Genomic DNA, 23,848 nt, shown 5'->3' with positions numbered 1-23,848 from the left:
CATGGCGCTGATATCACGCCACAGCACCTTCGCCACGGGCGATTTGGGTGCGCTTCACTTCCGGCCGAACAGCCTTTCGATATCGCCATGCGCCAGCTTCACCCAGGTCGGGCGGCCATGGTTGCACTGGCCGGAGCGGGGCGTGACTTCCATCTCGCGCAGCAGCGCATTCATCTCGGCGACCGACAGCACCCGCCCGGCGCGGACCGAGCCGTGGCAGGCCATCGTCGCGGCGACATGATCGAGCTTCTCACGCAACGAGAGCGCCTCGCCGAACGCGGCGAGTTCGTCGGCAAGGTCGGCGACCAGCCCTTTCACATCGCCCTGCCCCAGCATCGCCGGCGTCGCGCGCACCAGCATCGCCGCGGGGCCGAAACGCTCGAGCTCGAGCCCGAATTCGGCGAGTTCGGCGGCGCGCGCATCGAGCCGGTCGCACGCGGTTTCCTCCAGCTCGACGACCTCGGGGATCAGCAGCGCCTGTCGCGCCACGGCGCCCCCATCCATCGCGCGGCGCATCCGTTCGAGCACCAGCCGCTCATGCGCGGCGTGCTGGTCGACGATGACGAGGCCATCCTCGGCCTCCGCGACGATATAGGTCTTCGCCACTTGCCCGCGCGCGACGCCGAGCGGATGGTTGACCGTGGCGGGCAGTGGCGCAAACGCCGGTTCGGCGCGCGCCGCCGGCGGCGGCGCAGTGAAACCGGTGCGGCGTTCCCACAGCATGGCGGGCGCGCGCGGCGGCGGGGCGGCGGTGACCGGCGCGGCATAGACCAGGTCCGGCTGCACGATGGGTTCTTCCCGCCAGGCGGCAAGCGCGCTTTCCGCGGGGCGCTGCGCGCTGCGCTGCCCCTCCGCCTCCAGCGCGCGGCGCAGGCCGGATACGATCATGCCGCGCACGAGCTGCGGATCGCGGAAGCGCACCTCGGTCTTCGCGGGGTGGACGTTGACGTCGACCTCCTCGGTCGGCAGCTCGAGGAACAGCGCGACGACGGCATGGCGATCGCGCGCGAGCATGTCGGCATAGGCACCGCGCACCGCGCCGGCGAGAAGCCGGTCCTTCACCGGGCGGCCGTTCACGAACAGATATTGATGGTCGGCGACGCCGCGGTTGAAGGTGGGCAGCCCGGCGATGCCGCCCAGCCGCACGCCCTCGCGCGCCAGATCCACCGCCACGCTGTTTTCCCGGAGCGCCCGGTCGGTCAGCGCCGCCACCCGCTGCGGCGCATCCTGCCCCGCCTGGACCGACAGCGCGACGCGCCCCTCATGCTCCAATGTGAAGCCGACGTCGGACCGCGACATCGCCAGCCGACGGATCACGTCGACGCAGGCGGCGAACTCCGCGCGCGCCGAGCGCAGGAATTTGCGCCGCGCCGGCACCCGCTCGAAGAGAGATTCGACGCGGACGCGCGTGCCGGGCGGCAGCGCCGCCGGGCCTTCCGAAACGACCGCGCCGTTGTCGACCACGCGGCTCCAGCCGTCGGCACCGCGCACGCGGCTTTCCAGGGTGAGCTTCGCGACGCTGGCGATCGAGGGCAAGGCCTCGCCGCGGAAGCCCAATGTCGTCACCGCCTCGATCGCCTCGTCGGGCAGCTTGGAGGTGGCGTGGCGTTCGAGCGCGAGCGCCATATCGTCCGGCCGCATGCCGCAGCCGTCGTCGCTCACTTCGATGAGATCGGTGCCGCCCGCGGCCAGCTTGATCGCGATCCGGAGCGCCCCGGCGTCGATCGCGTTCTCGACCAATTCCTTCAACGCACTGGCCGGTCTCTCGACCACTTCACCGGCAGCGATACGGTTGACAAGATGCTCTGGCAGGCGGCGTATTGACATGGCGGTTGGTCTAGCCCAAGCGGCCCCATCCTGCGACCCGGTGCGACACAAAAATCAGGGCATCCTCATCCTCGATCGGCGGCGTATCGGGCACATCACGGGCGCACACAAGAAGGTTGGAAACGGATAGACGATGGTCATCTCGCATTGGTTCAAGTTCATGTCGCACGACATGGCGATCGATCTGGGGACGGCGAACACGGTGGTCTATCTGCGCGGACGCGGAATCGTCCTCAATGAGCCGTCGGTGGTCGCGATCGAAACCTTGAACGGCGTCAAGAAGGTGAAGGCGGTCGGTGACGACGCCAAGCTGATGATGGGCAAGACGCCCGGCACGATCGAGGCGATCCGCCCGTTGCGTGACGGCGTGATCGCCGACATCGACGTGGCCGAGCAGATGATCAAGCACTTCATTCACAAGGTGCACGGCCGCCGCCGCTTCAGCTGGCCCGAGATCGTGATCTGCGTGCCGAGCGGCTCGACCTCGGTCGAGCGCCGCGCCATCCGCGACGCTGCGCAGAATGCCGGCGCCTCCAAGGTGTGGCTGATCGAGGAACCGATGGCGGCCGCGATCGGTGCCGACATGCCGGTGACCGAGCCGATCGGCTCGATGGTCGTCGACATCGGCGGCGGCACCACCGAAGTCGCGGTACTCTCGCTGCGCGGCCTCGCCTACACCACCTCGGTGCGCGTGGGCGGCGACAAGATGGACGAGGCGATCGTCTCCTACGTCCGCCGCAACCACAACCTGCTGATCGGCGAAGCCACGGCCGAACGCATCAAGCAGGAAGTGGGCGTCGCCAAGCCGCCGATCGACGGCGTCGGCACGACCATCCAGATCAAGGGGCGTGACCTCGTCAACGGCGTACCCAAGGAGATCCAGGTCAATCAGGGCCAGATCGCCGAGGCGCTGGCCGAGCCGGTCGGCACGATCGTCGAGGGCGTGCGCATGGCGCTGGAGAACACCGCGCCGGAGCTGGCCGCCGACATCGTCGACCAGGGCATCGTCCTGACCGGCGGCGGCGCGCTGCTGCAGGGGCTGGACGAGGTGCTGCGCGACGAGACCGGCCTGCCGGTGACGGTGGCGGACGATCCGCTGACCTGCGTTGCACTGGGCACCGGCCGGGCGCTGGAAGACCCGGTCTTCCGCGGCGTGCTCATCACCGCCTGAGGGAGCGCGCAGGATGGCGCTCGGAACCACGCGCCAGCCCGGCTATTCGCGCCGCCTGCGCTATTCGCTGTTCGCCGCCTATGTGGCGGCGGTGGCGGGCTTCGTGGCGGGTCTGCTGCTGTTCGTCGTCTCGATCATCGACCCGACCGGCTTCGGCGCGATTCGCGGCGCCGCTGGGGACGTCACCGCGCCGGTTTCCGCCGGCGGCCGTTCGGTCATCCGCTGGTTCGGATCGGTGGGCGATGCGGTGGGCAATTACATCAACGCCGGCGCGCAGAACCGCCGGCTGAACGAGGAAGTCGCCACCAGCCGCCCCAAGCTGATCGAGGCCAAGGCGCTGGCGCAGGAGAATGAACGGCTGCGCCGGCTGCTCAAGCTGGTCGATCGCGATCCCGGCGCCATCGCCACCGCGCGCATCGTCAGTTCCAGCGCCACCAGCACGCACCGCCATGCCATCCTGACCGCGGGCCGTTCCAACGGCGTGCGCGCCGGGCTGCCGGTGCGGTCGAGCGAGGGGCTGGTCGGCCGCATCGTCGAGACCGGCCTGTTCTCGTCGCGCGCGATGCTGATCCTCGATCCCGCAAGCGTGGTGCCGGTGCGCCGGCTGACCGACGGCATGCCCGCGATCGCGACCGGCCGCGGTGACGGCACGCTCGACATCCGGCCGCTCGCCGCCGCGCGCAACCCCTTCTCGGCGAAGGATATCTTCGTCACGTCGGGAGTCGGGGGAATCTATCGCCCCGGCATTCCGGTGGCGATCGCGATCCGCGTCGACAGCGAGGGCGCGATCGGGCGCCCCTTCGCCGACCCCGACCGCATCGACCTGGCGGTCATTCAGGACGTCTACGTGCCGCTCGAGGTGACGCCGCCACCCGCGGTCTCGGTCGATGGCGACTGACGCGCGATGACGATGCCGACCGCCCGCCGATGATCCATCCCCTCCGGGCCCGCCTCACGCCGACGCTCTCGGTGCTCGCCGGCAGCCTCATCACGATCGCCCCGATCGTGGCGGACGCGCCGGTGCTGCCGCCGTTCGGGCTGCTGATGCTGATCGCCTGGCGGCTGCTGCGCCCCGATTACTGGCCGATCTGGGCGGCAGCGCCCTTCGGGCTGTTCGACGATCTGCTCAGCGGCCAGCCGCCGGGCAGCGGCGTGCTGCTGTGGAGTCTCATCTTTATCGCCGTCGAGGCGGTGGACAGGTGGCTCGTCTGGCGCGATTATTGGCAGGACTGGCTGATCGCCGCCGCCGCCATCGCCTTCGCGCTGTTCGGCGGGCTGATGCTGGTCCTGTTCTCCGGGGGCGGAGGCCATGCGCTGCTGATCGTTCCTCAATTCGTGATGTCGATCCTGTTCTACCCCCTCGCCGCGCGCACCGCCGCGGCGCTCGATCGCTGGCGCCTCAGCGACCGATGAACAACCGCCGCAAGATCGTCACCGAAGCCTCGCAAAGCTTCACCCTCAGCCGCCGCGCGCTGTTCATCGGCGGCGTGCAGGCGGCGTTCGGGGCGGTGCTTGCCGGCCGGATGGGGTGGCTCTCGATCGCCGAGAACGAGCGCTACAAGCTGCTCGCCGAGAGCAACCGCGTGAACCTGACCTTGATCCCGCCGCGCCGCGGCTGGATCGTCGACCGCAGCGGCCGCCCGATCGCGGACAACCGCACCGACTTCCGCGTCGACGTGATTCCCGACCGCCTGCGCGACGTCGAGGCGACGATCGAGACGCTGCAGCGGCTGATCGGCTTCGACGACGACGAGCATCGGCGCATCCTCGACGAGATCAAGCACAGCCCCGGCTTCCGCCCGGTGGAGGTCGCCGCGAGCCTCGACTATCAGCATTTCGCCGCGATCAGCGTGCGCCTGCCCGACCTGCCCGGCGTGGCGCCGACACGCGGCTTCACCCGGAACTATCCGACCGGCGCGGCGGTGGCGCACCTGATCGGCTATGTCGGCGGCGCCTCTGCCGAGGAGTATAAGGAAACCCGCGACCCGCTGCTCGTCACCCCCGGTTTCAAGGTGGGCAAGGACGGGCTGGAAAAGACGATGGACGCGATGCTGCGCGGCAAGCCCGGCGCCAAGCGCACCGAGGTGACGGCGCGCGGCAAGCTGGTGCGCGAACTCACGACGCGGCCGGACGTGACCGGCGATACGCTGCGGCTGACGATCGACGCCGGGCTGCAGCACTATGCAGCGCGGCGGATCGGCCCCGAATCCGCCTCCGTCGTGGTGATCGACACGCTGACCGGGGCGATCCTGGCGCTGGCATCGATGCCGGCCTATGATCCCAACAGCTTCTCCGACGGCATCGGCCACAACGAATGGGCGATGCTGCGCGAGGACGATCATATCCCGCTGCTCAACAAGTCGCTGCAGGGGCTGTATCCGCCCGGATCCACCTTCAAGCCGGTCTCGGCGACCGCGCTGCAGGCGGCCGGGATCAAGCCCGACGAGATCGTCCATTGCAACGGCGGCTACCAGCTGGGCAATCGCCGCTTCGCCTGCCTCGGCCGCCACGGGCCGATGGACATGTATCGGGCGCTGGCGCGCAGCTGCAACACCTACTTCTACACGATGGGCCACCGCATCGGCATCGAGAAGATCGCGGACGCCGCGCGCACATTGGGGCTGGGCCAGGAATATCCGCTGCCGGTACCGTCGCAGCGCTACGGCACCGTGCCGGACCCCACGTGGAAAGAGCGCAAATACGACCAGAAGTGGAGCCAGTCGGACACGCTGAACACGTCGATCGGCCAAGGGTATCTGCAGGTGAGCCCGTTGCAGCTGGCGGTGATGGCCTCGCGCGTCGCCTCCGGCCGCAACCTGATGCCGACGCTGATCGCGAGCCAGATCAAGCGCGCGGACGCGCTGCCGATCCCCCCCGAGCATCTCGCCGCGATCCGCCAGGGGATGGATATGGTGGTGAACGGCGGCGGCACCGCCGGGCGCAGCCGGCTGCCGCTGGAGGGCATCCGCATGGGCGGCAAGACCGGCACCGCGCAGGTGCGCCGCATCGCCGGCAACTTCCGCGGCGGCTCCAACGTGCCGTGGAAGTATCGCGACCATGCGCTGTTCGTCGGCTTCGCGCCGGTCGACGACCCGCGCTATGCGGTGTCGGTGGTGGTCGAGCACGGCCTCCACGGCTCCAGCGCCGCAGCGCCGATCGCACGCGACGTCATCACCTATCTCTACGATCCGGTGAAGGCGATGGCCGCGCTCGACACGTTCGAAAAGGGCTGGGGCGGCAATATCGAGCAGCGCATGGCGGCGAAGGCCGCCGCGTGGAAGGCGGCGCGCAGCGGCACCCCGCCCCCCGCGCCCGAGGCGCAGGGCAATGCCAGCGCCGCCAACGCCTCGGCCACCGCGCCCGGGCCGGCCCCCTCTCCCACGCCCGCCGCGAGCCCGGCTCCGGCGACCGCCCGACCAGCGCCGGCGGCGGAACTCGAGATCGACGAATGACGCCGCGCAGCCTCGTCCCCGCTTTCCTCGCCGAACTGCCGTGGCGGATCATCATGCTGGTCCTGGCGATCAGCGGGTTCGGCCTGATCGTGCTCTATTCGGCGGCCGGCGGCAGCCTCACCCCCTGGGCCGCCTCGCAGGGGATCAAGCTGATCGCCTTCCTGGGCATGGCGCTGGCGCTGTCGCGCGTGCCGGAGGATTGGTGGCGCAACGCCGCCTTCCCCGCCTATACCCTCATCATCCTCGGCCTGCTGGCGGTGGAGGTGTTCGGCTTCGTCGGCGGCGGCAGCCAGCGCTGGCTGGACCTCGGCTTCATCCGCCTGCAACCCTCCGAATTCATGAAGCTGGCGATCATCCTGACGCTGGCGCGCTTCTATGAGTTGCTGCCCGCCGGCGAGATTCGAAGCTGGACGGCGATCTGGCCGGGGCTGGCGGCGATCGGCGTGCCGGCGGCGCTGGTGATGCTTCAGCCCGACCTCGGCACCGCTTTGATGATCACCGCGGGCGGCATCACCGTGATGTTCCTCGCCGGGCTGCCGCTCAGGCTGTTCCTGGGGGGCGCGGGCGCGCTGGTGGTGATTGCCCCGCTCGCCTTCTTCTTCGCGCTGCACGACTATCAGCGCAACCGCGTGCTGATCTTCATGAACCCGGAGAGCGATCCGCTGGGCACCGGCTACCATATCAGCCAGTCCAAGATCGCGATCGGATCGGGCGGCATCTTCGGCAAAGGCTTCCTTAACGGCACCCAGAGCCACCTCGATTACCTGCCCGAGGGCCATACCGACTTCGTGTTCGCGACGATGGCGGAGGAATGGGGGCTGATGGGCGGCTGTGCGCTGATCCTGGGCTTCGTCCTGCTCACGCGCTGGGGCATCAACATCTCGCTGCGTGCGCAATCGCGCTTCGCCCGGCTGACCGCGGCGGGGCTTTCGGCGACGATCTTCTTCTATGTGGCGATCAACCTGTCGATGGTGATGGGGCTCGCGCCGGTGGTCGGCATCCCGCTGCCGCTGGTCTCGTTCGGCGGTTCCGCGATGCTCACGGTGATGCTGTGCATCGGCATCCTGATGTCGCTCGACCGCGCCAGCCGCAAGACCACGGGCTTCGGCTGACATGAATCGCAGATAGAGGTTTACAGCGCCGCGAATCCCATGTTAGGGGCCGCGCCCTGCCAGCGAGCGGAGGGAACCGCCTCCACTCGCGACTATGTGGACGCATAGCTCAGTTGGTAGAGCAGCTGACTCTTAATCAGCGGGTCCTTGGTTCGAGCCCAAGTGCGTCCACCAGGTCCTTCCCACCAAGGAAGGCCTGCAACACGGCAGATCGCTTCGGGACCGCAGACCTGCGCTGCTGATAACGAAATGGACGCATAGCTCAGTTGGTAGAGCAGCTGACTCTTAATCAGCGGGTCCTTGGTTCGAGCCCAAGTGCGTCCACCATCGGTTTTCTGCGGGTTTGAGCCCCACAGGTTGGCCTACGCCGGCACAACGAATTTGATCTCAGCAATCACCGGGTAAGCACTGCGCGCAAAATGGGTGCGAGCGCAGCGTTTGAACCCTGCTCTTGATGCTCATCGACTTCTGCGATCCAGCCGGGATGCTTCGGCAATCACATGGACGCTTAGGCAAGCACGGGGGCGCGTAGGGGCGCTACGCGATTCGCATCCTGGCCCGCACCGCATGGTCATCGGTTTTCGTCCCTGTACGCGTCGTAACAAAAGGCGTGATCATCATCGTCGCCGAACAGCCTGTCCTCTTCAAAGCGCGCCTCTAGAAAGCCAGGCGAGATCCGTTGCTCAAGCTCTGATTGGCGGGCAACGATCCATTCGAGAAACGTGGCAAACCGGGGATGGCCCTCAGCGCCTCGGTCCGGCGCCCACGTGGGCAGGACGCGCTTCAGCCGCTCTATCTCTTCAAGATCGGCTGCAATCATCGCCAGAGCGGCCGACCGGCGCCCCTCGACGTGTTTCCGGCGGGCCTCCGCCTCACGGGCAACTCTGGCTTCTCGCTCATGGCGCTCGCGCTCCTCGGCCTCGCGCTGCCGCTTGGTCTTGGCTGCAGCGATAACAGCGATGCCGATCGCGATCTCGGAGGCCATCCGTTCCAAGCGCTGCGTGATGCCATCCCGGAAGGCGTGGCGCGGAGTGGTCAGCCCGAGATGCACCACCTCCAACTCCACAGACAACAATCCCGTATGTTCGTAGTCCCAATCAGCAAACTGGGGCTCGTCGCGGCTGGAGGCCTCCCAATGATCAAAAGCACTTCCCCGGCCGTTCCATTTTTTCCAAGCCGCTTCCGACTGGGCTTGCCACGCCGCTTTCGCCGCCCGCTCTTCCGCCGTGAGGGCGTGCTTCGTCCGCTTGAATTTCTCCAGGATCGAGAACGCGACACAGCCGGCATCGGATTTGAATTGAGCGCTCCCTTCGCGAGCCACGAGGGCGAAACCCTGCGCCGCGGCTGCCGATGCCAACTCGCCCAGAATGTCGCCGAGGCGCGCGATCGAGGATGGAGACACCTGGCAGGCAATCACCCCCCTGCCTTCCGTAGCAACCAAGCCGTTCGGCCGGGGGATCGCTTTTTTTAGCTCGGCGACGGTTCGCTCAATCAACGGCTTCGCTGTATCCGCCTCGGTGCGGCGTGCGCCCACCTGCCGCGCTTTTGCCCGCGTGCTCTCTACCAGTTCGTTTTCCGGTTCGCGTTCGCGGATGACGATCTTCGAAGGCTTGCCGCTCGGAGGAAGCGGCGTCACGGCAACGGGTTTCCCCGCCGCCTTCTTGGCCCACCAGCCCAGCGGAGGCCTTGGAACGTCGTGCTTCTTACAGACCTTGTGAAGCGCAACGTCGGAGCGGCCGAACTCCTTGGCAAGCTCGGTCATCGGCTTCGACCACACCATCTCGTGGAACTGCTCTCGGCTGAATATCCGCGGCATGTGGGCCTCCGCTAATTGCTCCAAACAGTATCCGGGCGCCGTGCCATTAGTGCCATTAGCGCCAAAAGGACCGGACGACGGGTAACCGCTGTTAGCGCCTGGTGCTGCGGGGCTTTGGCCTCTTCACCCTGGCCGCCTCTTCGCGCCTCGCCATCTCTGCGATCGAGCGAGACTCTGCCGGCATTGAAGCAGGCCTCGGCTGATGAAGCGGAGAGCTCGCAGGAGGCGCCTCATTCATTAAAGCAGGACACGTTTGCGATCCGTTTGGCTGCCGAGCAGTTCAGCGCCATCTCCTCGCCCTTGAAATTGAAGATCCGATAGGTGTCCCCGTCCGCACATACGGCGAGAACCTCATTCCCGACCTCTTCAGCGGATTTGACATCGGTGCATTTGTGGCCGGCGTGAGCAAGCGCCGCCTTGGCGCGCGCAATTGCGGCAGAGTCCGAGATGGTCGGCACCGCGGGAACTTTGCGTTGATCGGGCTTGGTCTGAGCAGGCCGGGTTTGAGCGGTTTCGTTCTGAATGACGCGTTCGGCGGCTTCATTACGTGGCTCAGGCTGCGGCGCAACACCGCAACCACCGGCGACAGCCACCATCGGCAAAGTGATCAGCGCGAGCGCTTTCATCGCTCGCATCCTACACCATCCCCGTCTCGATCGAGATGCGCGCCATACCCCGGATCACCGCGCCGCACGGGCGCAGCGCCTGCCGCGCGCGCTGCGGAGCAGTTGGCGAACGCGCGCCCACCGCTGGACGGTGTCCCGCCGTGGGCGCCGAGCAGCGTCTGCGGCCGTGCTGATGAGCCACCTCCGCGGTGACAATGATAGCCGCCGTTCTTCCGGTCGCTGTGACAGCCCTCGGCGTTAAGCCCGCCGCCATGGCCCAGTGCCGGCGCGCCAGTTGCGGCAGCGGCAGCCGCAACGAACATCAAAAATTTCATGTGAGGCCCTCCCCCGCGGCAAATTTATCTGTCGTTCGACGCGAGTCGAATCGCATTCACTCCGTTTTGGCGTGATCTATATGGGCGAAGCGCCAAAGTGCTCAGCTCAGCGGAGAAGGGCGGCTGCCGATGTCCGTGCCAATATGGCCTTTAGCGCCAATAGCCCACCGTCCCAGATGGACAAACGACGTGCGCGGCATCCGATCCCTCGATAGGCTTGCCGCAAATCGGAACCCAGCGGGACAGCCTTCATGAACAGTGTTGATAAGATCTATTCGAAGATGGAGCGCGCCCTACGAAACCGAACCGGCGCCAAGTTCACCTTGGACGAGCTGCTCGTGATGGCTGATCTGGGGATCTTGGAGAAGGTACTGATAGCATCAGCTCAGGCGCTCGTTGCAGATTGCCGGGCGAGCCGCGATGCCAAAGCCGGGGAGAACGCGCGCCCTGTCCAGCCGAATGCCGGTTGATCCCACAGCGGAACGGACCAAGGCAGCTGGGGCGCTACCGGACAAGCTGCCGTGGCCAACTACACAGCTAAGCGGCTATCTGGCGTGTGCATTTTGCACCTCCGGAACATTGCACATTGCGGGTGATTAGCTTTCCAGCCGCGGCGCCGACCCGTGTCGCGGTGTGCGGCAGAAACTTGGGCGGCGGGGCTCCGGCTCCGCCGCCTTTTTCGTTTCGCATCCGTGATAGCGGTCACGCGCGTGCGCTACTTGCGCAGGTAGGTCGCCGGCAGCCGTCTTCTTTGAGCAGAGGCGGTTAGGCTCGGCGGCGCTCCCACGGCGTCGCCGGGCCGCCCCAGCGCGCCCCGATCCCGAGCGGCGCGCTCAGTTATCACAGCGTTAATCTTTGCTTCGTTACAACCATATCTGTCCGGCGCCGGTTCTGGTCTGGCGTCGGATCTGTCGGGGGTCTTATCGCAACCGACTGGCGGCGGAGTTCCCCACACTCCGCCGCCGTTTTCATCGATCTGGGATCAGTTGGCGAGACCAGGGCGAGGAACATTGCGCCCGCCAGATCATTGATTGCTTGTCCGCAGCGCGCCTTTTGCCCCCCCCCCCGCTTCGCGCAGCGGATGTCATTCGACGCTCGGCGACGGGGCCTCGGCCTCGTCGCCCTTTTATTTGGCGGGGAACGCGCGCAGCTCAGAAGCTTTCGAGCGGTCGGAACCAAAATAGGTTACACGCTCAACGTTCCGTTTGAGCTTGCTCGCGGGCCGGCTCGGCGGTGTTGTGGGGATGCCGTCGAGCCGCACCTGCGGGAGGTGACCGAGGCGGCTGGTGCGGGAGGCCCATCCCTATGCTTTGCAGCAACGATTTCAGGGATAGCAGGAATCGCAAATGCGATGGGTCGAGTTTGACCATCGACTCGGAAGGGCTATATTCCAGATACTCCCTCGGGATGAGCCCTCCACCTATGGTGAAGGGAGCCGCGTCCGAGCGGTGATTGGCGGCGCCAATCTAATCCCGAGGGACGCCCCTCTGCCGTAGTTGGCGATTCCAGATCGTGAATTTCCCCGTGCGCGCGGTGTCGCGGTCTAGGTGCTTTATGCCTGCTTTGCGCATCACGTGGCGGGCTAGTTCGAGCTTGTGTGGTGAGGCATCAGGTTGAGCGAAGTGCTGGTTTTTGCCAAACGCCACGCTGCCGAGGAGGATGTCCACTAGCTGGAGCAGAGGAGTCTTGGCAGAATCTCTGAACTGGCAACGGCGGAATGGCCAGTCTCTACTGTCTTGGTCCTTACGACGGCCATGGTTCAATATATCGCGAAGGTCATCTGGTCGCTGGCTTGTGTTCCGATAGTCGGGGTAGAGGTGAAATATCGCTGTCGGGTATAGCTTCGCGAACTTGGTTGCCAGTTGGTAGATCTCCTTGTTGAACCCGATTTCTTTAGAGCCTGCGTTGTAGCGGACATGATCAAGCAACGCCGTGTCTACTACGAGGCTATGAAAGTGACACCGCTTAAATTCTGCTGCATCAAAGAATGCATCAGCGACACGTTTGTAGGCGGCCAACTTGCTGCGCGATACCTTGCCCCACTTCATCTCTCCGAACGGAAGCTCCGGTAGCCTCGCCTCGGCGATACGCGCCTCTGCCGCCGCGAGTTGCCGCTTTGGGATGATCACGCCCCCAAGAAGCAAAAACCGGTTCTTAGTCTGGCTGCTCTCGTCAATGTAGATCTCGCTGATCTCTTCCTGAGTCCGCGGGGTCCGCCAGTCTTCTTCATCCCACTGCATAAGCAATGCTAAACGACGTTCGGGGCGAGCGCCAAGCGGCAACTCTGCCGCACACAGTGATTAGACCGCCGGCGCATCCCTGATCGCGCGCACCTTCACCGCCACGGCGCGCCAGGTCACCAGCCCGGCTTCGTCGGCAAGCTGGTCAAGCCGGGTTAGCAGCCTCGCAATCCGCGCGTCGCAGTCCTTCATCACGACCATCTTCGCGGCGATTGCTGCGGTCTCACGCTCGGTTAGAGGGACGGCGGGGATCGGTCCATCAAGGCGGTCGATCATACGGCAGGCGCATCCTTGATCGCTTGCACCTTCATAGCAATGGCATGCCACGTCGCAACGCCGTCCGCGTCGTCGAGCAATGCCAACAGCCCCATGCGCTCGGCAATGAACTGGTCGCAGTCGCAGCGCTGAACCATCAGGCTCGCTACCGCCAGGATCTCCCAATCGGTGAGAGGCGTCGGCGGGAGCGGGTCGATCGGATCAAGCATCGCCCGACCCTATGCGCCGATATTGGCCCGGGAGCATTATAAAGCGTCAAGGGCGTGCGGGTAGGCGGCGCCTCTCATGCGCCGCCATCCCCTAACCCTCGCCGTCGTCGACCCGGCGGGGCTGACGGCAGCTTACACCGGTTGGCTGCCGTCACCAGATGATTCGCAGATCGATTAAGACGCGTATGAAGGCGAAGCACGGCCATTAATGATCGTCGCGGCGCGCCGTGCCTCGTGCTTGTCGCGGTAGATGATAGGCACCCAAGATCCCGTTCGCAGCGAGACGACACCCCATTGACCTTTCAGATCTGGCTCCGGGCGCTCCTGGGCGGCCCACTCATCCCCTTGCATCGTCATGCCGTAGCATGAGCATCTAAAAGGGTCACCTAACTCGGGTCGTACATTCTGCCGCCTCCGCGATCGGCCGCCCGAAATACCGACGCAGCGCGGCCAGTTCGTCGCCCGGCAGCCGGTCCAGCGTGCCGCGGCGCGCTCGATCGGCGAGGTATCCGGCTGGCCGCCTCAGCATGCGCGAGAGGTCAGCATAGGTTTCGCCTTCGGCCTCGATCAGCTCGGCGAGCGGAGCCGGGATGATCAGTTCAGGTGCTTTTCTTGCAGCGCGATCAAGTCGCCCAGAAAGCTCGCGGCGGCTAACCACATCGCCGCATCGCGGGCGTTGCCCTGATCTATCTCGTCGTTCGCCATCGTTGCCAATGTCTGTTCCGCATGATCGCCGTGTCGGGCGAGCATCCCTGCAGCCAGCAACCAAATCTCTTGCTCGCTGCGTCCGCTGATCTCGATCAGTTCTTCGCGCGTTTTCATCAGGCACCCTGCCGTGAAGTCCGCTCAATAGCATAGCCATTCGATCTCCGCGGCATCAAGCGGCTCGAACATGTCTGCCTGGGCGCCGACCCTAGACTAACGATGGCGCGCGGCGGTGGGAGTTTACGACGCGCTACCAAACTAGTGATCGTTGCTGGCCGTCGCAGCGTCGATCATCTTCTGCCAGATCCGAAGTGCCTCGGGAGTTCCGCCGGCACTCGCGAGCATTGCTTGAGACGGGCTGCGAAGCGTGAGCAGTGCCGCCCGCATCGCGGGCGTTGTATCTCGGACGTGAAGGCCGCGTTCGCCTATAATCCCTTCCTCCAACAGATATTCGATGAGTGCTGTTGAGGCGCGTTCGAGCGGCGTCGTGTCCTGCATCGAGTTCTCCGGTTCGCCGCCAGCACGGCGATGACATGTTGGCTGCTAATTCAGAAGGCCGGCTAAAGCTGCCCCTCCCGTGCCTACAAGGCCGCGAAACGCCCACGTGGAAACCTGAAGCACCCAATCAGCTTTCTCATGAATGTCCTTAGCGCCTGAGACTATCCCGTCCATGCGCTTGAAGAAGCCCCCAATTTTCATCAACACGGCCTCCGCATCGGGATTTGAGAGCGTGGGAGTCACCTTCTCAAGCACAAGATACGCAGCGATTACCTCTCTGAGCGATGCAGCGGCGTAATCCCAGCCGAACCAATGGATATGGCGCAGGCGGAACTCAAACCGCTCTAATCCATCAATGAGGCTGCCCCGAATGAAGTCACGATCTTTCAGCTGGATACCCCGAAGCCAACCTAGGAGCGTGCCGAGCAGTTCTAGAAGCTCATTCTGTTCAGCGTCATTTGGCATGTCATATGAATAGTTTGCACCAACGAAGGCGGAGAGCAGGGCCAATTGAGGACTCGCCGCTCGCAGCGTAGGCGCTCCGCGCTCTTTCCAAATTGTACTCAATGACGGACCGGTTATCGCTGATCGAATGTCTGAGAACGTTTTCCTGGCTGCCGCCAAAGAATGATCGTTTGCTCCCGCAGCAATCATCATCCTTTCTATTTCAGACGTGCGCTCGATGACCGCGCCAATAATCGCGTGAAACTCAGCCGACCAGGGTTCGACCCCGAAAACTGTGCCGATGACTACGCTGCCGCGTTCGCTCGCATCCTTCGCCAATCGGCGGCATAGCAAATCAAGCTCCTGCGCTGGGTCTGTCCGAATCGGCATTGTCCCTCCTTAAGAGGAGGTTGCCTACCGTAGCATCGGGCTCCATCCTAGCGGCCAAACTCTAGCCACATGAAATATGCCGATTGTGATGTCGCCGAGTATGATCACATGCGAAATTGTATCGTTTACCCAACCCTATTGATCGTGGCGGCAAGCACGCTCGCCGGCTGCGACAAGAGCGCGCGGACAGCAACCGATGCCGATGGCCCCACTCCGTTTGGAATGGCGGACCAGCACCCCCCCGAAGATGAGCGGTACGCTCGCGACTTGCACTCGGAGGACATCGATACCAGCGGCACGCGGGGCGGTCGAACCTACGCCAAGTTTGATGCTCTGCGCGATCGGGAAGCGCTGGACGCATTCGAGGGCTTCGGATGCCTCGGAAGCTGTGAGGGGCATAAGGCCGGCTTCAACTGGGCGGATGCGAACGCCAACGATCTCGATGAATGCCGCGGCAAGAGCTGGTCGTTCACTGAGGGGTGCGCCGCGTCCGTCCTGAAAAGATCGGAAGCGGATGCCACGGCAGCCTCGCCGGGCGAAGAGATAGGTCTCTTCTAGATCGCGGTCAACGACATGGAAACGCACGCTTTAGCGCATCCCGGACTAGGACGCTCGGGTTCCGGTCCCACCGCTCAGGGTGGTCAAGTATCTCCTTCCGCCCGATCGCGACCGCCTGCATCGTGGTGGACGCCGCGCTAGGGCAAATCAAACCATTCAAGGAGAGCGCGTCATAAACACCGATGATGTAGCCGGAGCAAAAATCAGCCTCAAGCGGATCGAGCTTGGTGCCTTCGCAACTGCCCGCAAGGAAACTGGCAGTCACGGTGCTTGCATAAAACGATCTTGCCGGCTTCGGTTGAGCAAGAACGCCGCCGCCGAGCGGCAGCATGACAGCAAAGACAGCTAGCAATCCGGTTCGCATGGTCGCCCCTCAGTAAGCGGCGACCATAGCTTAACGCCCCGTGTGAGGAAGCAACCTCAGTCGATTGAGAACCCCGGCGGCGGGGGTGGCAAATCGTCCCTGCGCGTGCGGCGGCGGCGCCGCGGCTGATCCAGATCGAAGCCCGGCGGCGGCGGAGGAAGCGCAGGCGCCGAGGGATGGGCGGCCTGTCTGCCTGTTGCGTCGATGATGTTCCGGCTGGGCGCCTCGTCCGACAGGTTCAGAACGCCGCCATCTACGACCATCCGCTGCAAGATCCGGTCGCGGGCATCCTCTCGCGCCTCACGCTTGATGCGGTCCACCACCTTCACCTTGCCCTGATCCGAGAGCGTGCGCCACGAAGGAGATGCCATTGCAGCGCGTACCCCCCGTTCGATCTTCTGGCCCGCCATCCGGGTCATCTCGGAATAGTGCTGTGGGGTCAGTTGCACCCCCTTGATGCGGCGAGGCATCTTCCCGAAGCGGGCATTGATGTCGAGCATCTCCCGAACGAGCGGATCATTCCGAGCGGCCTTCGTCGCGATCGGTGAAAGGAAGTCGGGACCAACGCCCCCTTCCCGCTCCACCGGCCTGCCGAACACATCCCGCCGCGCCGGCAGGGTACTGGACAGGCCCGGAATGCGCGCCTTGATGTAATCCAGCGGAGTGCGCGTATCTCGCTGCACGGGGTCGATCGTCCGTGTCCCGGCCGCCACGATCGTCGGCACCGTCATCGAACCCGCGGTGCGCCCGATGTAGGAGGGCAGGAACCGCTGCGGATCGTCCATTGCCTTCGCGAAGTCCGACGCGCCGCTAAGCCATGTCTTGTCCGCGAGGTTCTGCATGATCGAGGCGATGAGCAGGCCCGTTTCGTGTTCGGCCTGCCGGTCGGTCATGTGCGTGCGCTTCTCGTACAGGTCGGCCGCGACGCCGATCGTCATCGCAAACGGGTCCATGCGCTGATAGCTGTACCAGGTATCACCCACGCGGATGCTGAAGGGCTGCCAGCCGTCCGCCTTCATCAACTCCCGGGCGTTGGCGTCGAGCGGCCCGGCGCCGGTGATGTTGCCGCCGGCCGCAAGCGAGTAGATCCAAGAGGCAATGCCGGTGCCCATCGTCGCGCGGGCAAGCGCCAGATCGCGGCGGGCGCCGCCGGCCATGACCTCCGCCCGCCATTCCTTCATCAGCGGCGCGAACGGCGACCGCTCGCCCACATACTTGAAGATGTTGAGCGGGGTGCGGACAAACGGGATGACGAGCTTTGCCAGCGGCATCGCCTGGGTGAAGCGCGAGATGGATTGGCCCGCCGCCCCGAGCGGACGCTGGTAAGTCAGATACCGGGCATAATCGAGCGACGATCGCAGCATGTCGTCAGTCGGGTTCGCCATCAGATCGGCGGCTCGTGCCTTCATGGCATCGCCCTTCAACCCCTCTGCCTTCGCGCGGCGGATAGCGAGGCCGTTGGTCTCCATCTTGCGAGCCACCGACTTGAAGAACTCATCTTCCGCCGCCAGCAGCCGCGACGGCGTGCGGATGATCGAGCCCTTGATGCCGCTGATGGCGTGCTGCGTGCGAGCCTCCACCTTCGTCACAAGGTCGGGCACTTCGCCGGTTCGCAGCGTCCGCCCGAACGACACCAGCCCCTGCTTGGCGCCCTCGATCATGCCCACCACGCGCGGCCCTAGTTCTGAGGCAAGCACCCGGTCGGCAGATCCACGGCGAAGCTGGCCCAGCACCGACGCCGCTGCATATTCCGGGATCTGCGACAGAGAGGTGAGCGTGTTCGACAGCGAGTTGACGATGTGCGTCTGCGGGCTGGACAGCAGCGAGTTGTACCATAGCTCAACCAGCTTATCCTTCCATGTCGGCTTGAGCGCCTTGGTGGCGAATGAGTTGATGTCGCCCGGCGCCGCTCCCGCCCGGTGGAGATCGAGAATGCCCCGCGCGACCTCATCAAGCCGATCGGCACCGCCGACAGTCGAGCCAAGCTTGTTATCCAGCACCCGGCCATAGACCGCGGAGGCTTTCGCAAGCTGCTTGTATTGCGCCAGCGCCCGGCCCGCTTCCGCCGCCGCACCGGACACTTGCTCCTGAATGGCGGCATGGCGGAGAAGCGCCCGCTGGAAGGCGGCCAGATCGTCGCTGGAGCCGGTGCCGTCATAGCGGCGAGCCAGCGTCAGCATCTCATCCGAGGACTTCGCCAGCAGTTGCCGCGCAGCGAGCGCTTCCTCTGCATTGAGAGCCTGTCCCCGCCGCCGCTTCAGAAGATCGTCGACCGTCATTTTCAGTTCGCTGGCAAGAGCCTCCGTCTCTGCCTGGGTGATACGACCGCGGCGTGCGGCGTCGAAGCCACCGAAACGGTTCTCAGTGGTCTGCAGCAGCCGGCGGATGTCGCCGCGCGTCTCGATATTCTCCAGATTGATGTTGCCGACCTTGCCGCCCAGCTTCGGCAAATCCTCATAGGCGGTGACCGGCGGGGCATTGGCGTCCAGATCCTCCATGCCGATCGGGCGGCCCAGATCGTCGGCGAGCGGCACGCCATCCTGTCGCGCCGCCTCGACCGCGTAGCGCTGCGCCTGTGCGTTCTCGAACGCCGCCACCTCCGCCAGATCGTCGGGATGAAACGACCGGGCATTGCCGGCATGAGTGTTGCCCAGCGCTTCTAGAAACTCGTCGATCGTCGGCCGGCTGGTGTGGTTCGGGAAATAGCCCGCCTCCCACGCCCGCAGCGCGGCATCGTCGAGCGTCATGCCCTCATCGGCGACCAGCCGCCCGAGCCTGTTCTCTACCTGCCCGAACGGTAGCTTGCGGGGCGTGTTGTCGATGCCCATCGCTGACAGTTCGCCGCCCTGATCGCGCAGGCCGCCTTGTGTGCGGAGCCAGCCCACCAGATCGACCGGGCCACGATTGCGAACAGGGGCGCCGCCGGTGGGCGAAGGCAGTGCACGCGTCGAGAGAGCGTCGCGTTCGTTCGGCGCTGGCAGTAGTGGCCGCATGCGATCCGAAAGCGCTGCAGCTTCCTCCATCGTCTCCACGACATTGCTCGGGATCGGACGGACATCCCCGGGAAGCACTCCCCGCGCGATCGCGGCAAGTTCTTCGGGCGAGGCCTGTTCGCCCATCGGACGCGCCCGGCCGATCGGTGCATCAAGCATGTAGCCAGGCGGTGGCGGCGGCACGCTGCCAACGTCGATCCGATCGACGACGCGCCCCCCAGAGGCAGGCGCGGAGATCGAGGCGGGGCCGTCCGCCTCCATTGCCATGCGGCTCGCCGTGCGCCGCTGCGCGCCTGCCAGCAGATCGGCGGCAGCCGCATAGCCACCCCGGTCAACCGCGGCCATCAACTCAGGGACGGATGCGGATGCATCGGCTGGCAATCCCGCCCGAACATCGTCGAACAGCGCCACGCTGGGGTTGCGGTCATCGAGGAAGCGGATGCCGGTATAGCCCCGCTCTGCGAGGGCATCGGCAATCTCCGAGCGGATGCCGGCCGCGTCGCTCGCAGCCGCGCGTTTCGTCAGCGCCCAGAAGGAGCCGCTGGCAAGGTTGCTGTTCTCGCCGTTAGCGATGCGGGACAGATCACGCTTGGCGTCGTTGACGATGATCGAGGACATGCGGCCAGTCGCCGGCAGGTTCGCCAGCACCTCCAGCCCATCGGGCGATGTCAGATCGAGGATACGCGCGCTGTCCGGCACAGTCTGCGCCCTCACTGAACCCTCTCCAGCGGCAGCACGACGCCCGCCAGTGCCGGCCTCAGCATAGCGGAGCGCGTTAGGCACATCCTCCGCGTAGAACGTCATGCCGAGTTCGGACGGGTTCTCGGGCAGCCAGTCACCGACGCTGCCGTGATAGAGCGTCCGCTCGCCGGCATCGGCCACATCATCGGCAGCAGCGGCCGGCGGAGGCGCGTCCATCGTGAAGCCAGCAGGCGGGGGCGGAATGTCATCGAGCGCGGCGGGAGTAGGAAGCCCAGGCAGCGGCTGTGACCGTCCCGCGCTGCCACCCCTGAGATACTTCAGCACGGCCGGCGCTCGCTCGGCGCCGATGCCGACACCGAACCCTAGGGACGCGCCCAGAGCGCCGCCGAAGATCCCGCCTCCCAGCCGCTCGCCCGGCGTTTCACCAGCGCCCGCGCCATAGCCGGCGCCATAGGCGGCGCCCTCTCCCATCATGCGCCACGTGCCGGCCCGTCGACCGGCGGCGATAGCTGCATCGCGTCCAACCCCGGTGCGCATCGCTGTCCGCGCCGCGGTGCGTGTCGTGCCGCTCACCTTCGACGGGATGAGCAGACCGCCCGCAAGCTGGCCGCTGATTCGAGCGTAGGGGTTTACGCGCTCATCGCGTCGATCCGTCTCGCGCTGGGCTAGCAGGTTGTCCTTGAAGGTGCCGCCACTGGTCAGCGTGTCCATGCCTGCCGCGAACTCGTCGGCGAGGCTCAGAGACAGGATGTCGGCAGCACCCCGCCCGGCAGCGTCAACCGCCCCGATGAAGGTGTTGCGATCCCGATCCGGGTTCGGCCCTTCGCCTTCGACTGCAGCCGTAACGCGACCGCCGACATAGGGCGCCTCTTCCCCGAACACGCGCTGATATGCCCGACGATAGGGGTCGTTGTTGTTCAGCCGCGGATCGTCAGGAACGGTTCCGAACGCCGCAGCGAGCGCGGTCTCGCGGTTGTGGCGCTGGTACATCGCCCGGCTGGGGAAAACCCGATCGCCGAGCGTTACCGAGCCGTCAGCCTCGAACACCGGCTTTGCGGCTTCGTTGAGCCCTATGGCCTGATCGACAGCACCGGACGGCCCCGCCGTCGCGAGGTCGCGCATGGTGATCGGGGTATCGCCCGAGCCCTGCGCAAGCTGGATGAGTTGGCCAGCCTGCCAATTCTGGTATTCCGCCATCGACCCGAAGCGCTGCGATCCGACGCTGATCGAGCCATCGATATTCGCCACCGGGCGGCCCGCAGATCCGGGAGGCGCCGCTACCGGGGCGGTGAGACCAGCAAGGGCGGAGCCTGCCACCTTGCCGGCGCGAACCGGTGTCCCCGGCCGCGCTTCATAGGCTTGCTCGAAAGTCGGGTAGCCCGAGAGCGGAAGCTCCCCGTTGTCCTTCGCGAACCGGTCGATTTGCTGCCGCGTCTGGCCGCGCTCGATGCGAGAGAACACCTCTTGCATGAAACCCATATCGTCGCGGGCGAGTGCATCAGCCTCTGCGTCCGCGCTGGACGGTTGAGGCGTTGGCAGCGGCGACGGCACAGGAGACGGCAGCGGGCTGACCCGACGACGCTTTGCCGCCGGCCGTGGGAACATCATCCCACTGGGCGCGGCAGGGGCGGTGCTGTCCAGCGTAAAGCCACGGGGCGGAGGCGGGATGTCGCTATCAAGCGTGAATCCCGGCGGGGGCGGAGGAACGGCCATCAGTTCACCGGCACCCAGCGCGAGCCATCCCATTCGACCTTCTTGCCGCCCGGTCCTGTCGCGGTTCGCCGGCCGCTTCCTGAGCCGCCGGCATTGCGCGTTGCGCGCGGCGAGCGAGGTTCCGGGTTCTGCTGTCGCCATGTGGGCGTGCCGCGCGTCTGTAGCCGGTTGCGCTGCCTCAGTGCCTCCAGTGCCTCGCGGTTGCCCTGGCGGGCTTCCTCGATAAGCAGATCGTTCCCGGTCGCGGTCGGCCCCGAGCCGCGCAAGATGTAATCACGGATGGCGTCGCGGTAATCGTCCGTGTCGGGGTCGAAGCCCATCGCCGAGGCATATTCCTCGCCCGCCGAAGGGGCATCGGCGACGCGGGACGAGGTGCCCGTGATGGGATCGAACTGCCAATAATCCTCGCCAGACTGGAAATAGCGCTTTTCGTTCGCCTTCCAGTTCCGCTCGTCATCACGATCGGCAAGCCGGTCTGCGCGCTCCCGGGAATAGTCGGCCTCCGCGCGCTTCTGCCGCATCCGCTCAAGCAGGATTTGGCCGTAGACGGGATTATCGCCGGCAGCGAAGCCCAGCAGCGCCGGCCCAAGGATCTCCGCAATCTTCTGACCTGTGCCGCCCTTCTGGAAAAAGCCCGGCTTGATGCGGCGCACATTCGGCATGTCGATATTCGCAGGGCCGCTCGGCGCTATCGACGATGGGGCAGAGAAGAACATCCCCCGGCCTGCTTGCGGGGCGGGCGCCGGCTGATCAATCACATCCGGCGAGACGCTCGGGAACATCATCCCGCGCTGTGGCATCGGCTGGGCACCGGGCAGACCACCCCCGATGCCGCCGCCCGGCGTAATCACATCCTGCGGGATCTCCGTCACCCGCCGCCAGTCGGACATTTGCCCAGCCAGCGGATTGCCGAAGAGACCAGCACGCGGCCCCGTTGCTGCGCCACCAATCATAAGCTTCCGTCCCTTTTGCCTGCGTTTCTGATCGTCTTCGCCCAAGCGAGGATTACCGGGCTGGCTTCGTCCAGCACTGCCGCCAGCGCACTGCCGGCCATCTCGTCGCCAGCATCGGCGAGCGCATCGAGGCGGGCGATTGCCTCGGCGAACTCAGCCGCTGCCATTTCGGGGATTCCCTCCTGCTGGGCGAGGCTGGTGTAAATGAGCAGCAAGCCGGTGATCGTGGTTCGCACCACCGGATCGGCGCCGTTAATTTCCGCCTGGCGCGCCCACAGCAACGCCTCCGCAACGCCGACGCCCCAAGGCACCGCCCCGGCATTCAGCAATCGGATGGTATGCTGCGCCATTTCGTACTGCGCGCTGCCATCGCCCCGCGAAGCGAGCTCAAAGGTTTCGCCGAGGCTTCGCTCGCTCACCGAGCCGGCACCCACGCCTTGCCGTCCCAGCGGATCTTTTCGCCATTCGGGCCGGTCGCAGTTGGGCCGCTTGCACTGCCACCCCGGCGACGACCACCGCCAGAACCGCCGCCGCGACCGAGCCGCGCCTCTCGCGTCCCCATGCGCGCTTCCCGCTGCTGCGAAACGCCATCCCGCACCGTGCGACTGGTGATGATGCTATCGGCCTTGCGGTCCTCGCGCGTATTATCGATCTCGTCGTCTTGGATGTCCCAATCAAGCCGATCCTGCCGCGCTTGCGCCTCCAACTGCGCCTTGGCGTCCATGGCCGACATCAGAAGCTGCTGGACGCCCTCCGGGCCGGGGTAATTGGCGGGGATATTGCCTGCCACCTGATCGGCGATCCCGAGCGGCGCCAGCATCTGCAGGAAGCCATTGCGGATCGCCTGATAGCTTGCCTCGTCAGTGGCGCCCTGCAAGCGGCTGATCGCGTAGCCGTAGGCGTCATTCGCGACCTTGAGGCGCTCCGACTGCTGCTTGAACTCGGCATCGCGCGCCGAGACCGCTTTTTCGGGATCGGCCGCCACCATCTCGCGCCACGCCTGTTCGCGGGGATCAACCATCCCGGAAGGCTGTCCGCCAGCGCGGGCCAGAGCCTCGCCGCCCGCATCTCGCGGCATAGGCGGCTGATCGCCGGTCACGATGCCAGGCGCCCCCGAGGCAAGGCCCGGCATCGTCACGCCGCCCGTCGTGATGTCCACCGGCTTACCGCCGTTGGGGCTTCCCGCACTCGTGTCCCCGCCGACATAGCGACCATATGCAGAGCGATAGTCAGAGTTGCGGCGCCGCTCGTCGGCGGCGCGCTGGTGTTCCGCCAAGCGGAAAGCCGCCTCAGGGTTGCTCTCCGCCAGCGTGGCGAAAGCGGACTGAAACACGTTCCGATCTTCGGGATTGGCAGCATACGCGGCCAAGGCATTGCGCGTGTCGATCTTGGCGCGCTGCTGTTCCCCCTGCGCCATGCCCTCCTGAAACGCGGCGCCGATGTCCACCGGCTGCAAGATATTCCAACGGATGTCCGTCATGCCTG

22 protein-coding genes and 2 tRNA genes are annotated in these 23,848 nt (G+C 65.7%); 9 read left to right on the top strand and 15 right to left on the bottom strand.

Going from position 1 to position 23,848, the window contains the following annotated elements; genetic code table 11:
* Nucleotides 1-54: 54 nt before the first annotated feature.
* Nucleotides 55-1,827 (bottom strand): DNA mismatch repair endonuclease MutL, encoded by a 1,773-nt coding sequence (gene mutL / locus NX02_RS05180; RefSeq protein WP_025291133.1) that lies wholly within the window; start codon nt 1,825-1,827, stop codon nt 55-57.
* A 133-nt stretch (nt 1,828-1,960) separates the two neighbouring features.
* Between mutL and NX02_RS05175 the strand changes: the two genes are divergently transcribed.
* From NX02_RS05175 to NX02_RS05145, 7 genes are all read left to right on the top strand, one after another.
* A complete protein-coding gene (locus tag NX02_RS05175) occupies nt 1,961-2,998 on the top strand; it encodes a rod shape-determining protein (RefSeq protein WP_025291132.1) in 1,038 nt (345 codons plus the stop codon).
* 13 nt (nt 2,999-3,011) lie between these two features.
* Nucleotides 3,012-3,896, top strand: a complete 885-nt coding sequence (locus NX02_RS05170; RefSeq protein ID WP_025291131.1) for a rod shape-determining protein MreC — start codon at nt 3,012-3,014, stop codon at nt 3,894-3,896.
* Nucleotides 3,897-3,925: 29 nt separating this feature from the next.
* Complete coding sequence (gene mreD / locus NX02_RS05165; RefSeq protein ID WP_025291130.1) at nt 3,926-4,411, top strand: rod shape-determining protein MreD; 486 nt, start codon at nt 3,926-3,928, stop codon at nt 4,409-4,411.
* Nucleotides 4,408-6,450, top strand: coding sequence for a penicillin-binding protein 2 (mrdA, locus tag NX02_RS05160; protein WP_025291129.1), 2,043 nt, complete (start codon nt 4,408-4,410; stop codon nt 6,448-6,450). Before mreD ends, mrdA begins: the two co-directional genes overlap by 4 nt.
* Nucleotides 6,447-7,562, top strand: a complete 1,116-nt coding sequence (gene rodA / locus NX02_RS05155) for a rod shape-determining protein RodA (protein WP_025291128.1) — start codon at nt 6,447-6,449, stop codon at nt 7,560-7,562. The genes mrdA and rodA overlap by 4 nt, the downstream gene beginning before the upstream one ends.
* Before the next feature lie 98 nt (nt 7,563-7,660).
* Nucleotides 7,661-7,736, top strand: a tRNA-Lys gene (locus tag NX02_RS05150).
* Between the two features lie 77 nt (nt 7,737-7,813).
* A tRNA-Lys gene (locus NX02_RS05145) sits at nt 7,814-7,889 on the top strand.
* A 244-nt stretch (nt 7,890-8,133) separates the two neighbouring features.
* Here NX02_RS05145 and NX02_RS05140 read toward each other — a convergent pair.
* From NX02_RS05140 to NX02_RS31310, 3 genes are all read right to left on the bottom strand, one after another.
* A complete protein-coding gene (locus tag NX02_RS05140; RefSeq protein ID WP_025291127.1) occupies nt 8,134-9,378 on the bottom strand; it encodes a hypothetical protein in 1,245 nt (414 codons plus the stop codon).
* Nucleotides 9,379-9,608: 230 nt separating this feature from the next.
* Nucleotides 9,609-10,004: a hypothetical protein gene (locus NX02_RS05135; protein WP_025291126.1), complete on the bottom strand. Its 396-nt coding sequence runs from the start codon at nt 10,002-10,004 to the stop codon at nt 9,609-9,611.
* Entirely contained in the window at nt 10,001-10,306 is a 306-nt protein-coding gene (locus tag NX02_RS31310) for an excalibur calcium-binding domain-containing protein (RefSeq protein ID WP_245648857.1), read from the bottom strand. Before NX02_RS31310 ends, NX02_RS05135 begins: the two co-directional genes overlap by 4 nt.
* A 263-nt stretch (nt 10,307-10,569) precedes the next feature.
* Here NX02_RS31310 and NX02_RS05130 point away from each other — a divergent pair, with 263 nt between their 5' ends.
* Entirely contained in the window at nt 10,570-10,788 is a 219-nt protein-coding gene (locus NX02_RS05130; protein WP_025291125.1) for a hypothetical protein, read from the top strand.
* Between the two features lie 996 nt (nt 10,789-11,784).
* On the opposite strand, the gene NX02_RS05125 is transcribed toward NX02_RS05130, so the two are convergent.
* The 6 genes from NX02_RS05125 to NX02_RS32235 form a co-directional block, all read right to left on the bottom strand.
* Nucleotides 11,785-12,558: a DUF3800 domain-containing protein gene (locus NX02_RS05125; RefSeq protein WP_025291124.1), complete on the bottom strand. Its 774-nt coding sequence runs from the start codon at nt 12,556-12,558 to the stop codon at nt 11,785-11,787.
* Between the two features lie 60 nt (nt 12,559-12,618).
* Nucleotides 12,619-12,834: a hypothetical protein gene (locus NX02_RS05120; protein ID WP_025291123.1), complete on the bottom strand. Its 216-nt coding sequence runs from the start codon at nt 12,832-12,834 to the stop codon at nt 12,619-12,621.
* Entirely contained in the window at nt 12,831-13,043 is a 213-nt protein-coding gene (locus NX02_RS05115) for a hypothetical protein (protein ID WP_025291122.1), read from the bottom strand. Before NX02_RS05115 ends, NX02_RS05120 begins: the two co-directional genes overlap by 4 nt.
* Nucleotides 13,044-13,637: 594 nt before the next feature.
* Nucleotides 13,638-13,865 (bottom strand): hypothetical protein, encoded by a 228-nt coding sequence (locus NX02_RS05110; RefSeq protein ID WP_025291121.1) that lies wholly within the window; start codon nt 13,863-13,865, stop codon nt 13,638-13,640.
* A 141-nt stretch (nt 13,866-14,006) separates the two neighbouring features.
* Complete coding sequence (locus NX02_RS05105; protein WP_025291120.1) at nt 14,007-14,246, bottom strand: hypothetical protein; 240 nt, start codon at nt 14,244-14,246, stop codon at nt 14,007-14,009.
* Between the two features lie 45 nt (nt 14,247-14,291).
* Nucleotides 14,292-15,080 (bottom strand): hypothetical protein, encoded by a 789-nt coding sequence (locus tag NX02_RS32235; RefSeq protein ID WP_158013923.1) that lies wholly within the window; start codon nt 15,078-15,080, stop codon nt 14,292-14,294.
* Nucleotides 15,081-15,149: 69 nt separating this feature from the next.
* Here NX02_RS32235 and NX02_RS30585 point away from each other — a divergent pair, with 69 nt between their 5' ends.
* Nucleotides 15,150-15,638, top strand: coding sequence for a hypothetical protein (locus tag NX02_RS30585; RefSeq protein WP_025291118.1), 489 nt, complete (start codon nt 15,150-15,152; stop codon nt 15,636-15,638).
* 7 nt (nt 15,639-15,645) lie between these two features.
* Here NX02_RS30585 and NX02_RS05090 read toward each other — a convergent pair whose 3' ends face one another.
* From NX02_RS05090 to NX02_RS05070, 5 genes are all read right to left on the bottom strand, one after another.
* Nucleotides 15,646-16,002 (bottom strand): Rap1a/Tai family immunity protein, encoded by a 357-nt coding sequence (locus NX02_RS05090; RefSeq protein WP_162232663.1) that lies wholly within the window; start codon nt 16,000-16,002, stop codon nt 15,646-15,648.
* A 56-nt stretch (nt 16,003-16,058) separates the two neighbouring features.
* A complete protein-coding gene (locus tag NX02_RS05085) occupies nt 16,059-21,167 on the bottom strand; it encodes a hypothetical protein (protein WP_162232662.1) in 5,109 nt (1,702 codons plus the stop codon).
* A gap of 242 nt (nt 21,168-21,409) precedes the next feature.
* A complete protein-coding gene (locus NX02_RS05080) occupies nt 21,410-22,300 on the bottom strand; it encodes a hypothetical protein (protein ID WP_025291115.1) in 891 nt (296 codons plus the stop codon).
* A 59-nt stretch (nt 22,301-22,359) separates the two neighbouring features.
* Nucleotides 22,360-22,782, bottom strand: a complete 423-nt coding sequence (locus NX02_RS05075) for a hypothetical protein (protein WP_158013921.1) — start codon at nt 22,780-22,782, stop codon at nt 22,360-22,362.
* The gene (locus NX02_RS05070) at nt 22,779-23,843 is read right to left on the bottom strand and encodes a hypothetical protein (RefSeq protein ID WP_025291113.1); all 1,065 of its coding nucleotides are present in this window, start codon (nt 23,841-23,843) and stop codon (nt 22,779-22,781) included. The genes NX02_RS05075 and NX02_RS05070 overlap by 4 nt, the downstream gene beginning before the upstream one ends.
* Nucleotides 23,844-23,848 lie beyond the last annotated feature (5 nt).

The organism is Sphingomonas sanxanigenens DSM 19645 = NX02 (assembly GCF_000512205.2).
GTDB lineage: Bacteria > Pseudomonadota > Alphaproteobacteria > Sphingomonadales > Sphingomonadaceae > Sphingomonas_D > Sphingomonas_D sanxanigenens.
This window is presented reverse-complemented; position numbering and strand designations above follow the sequence as displayed.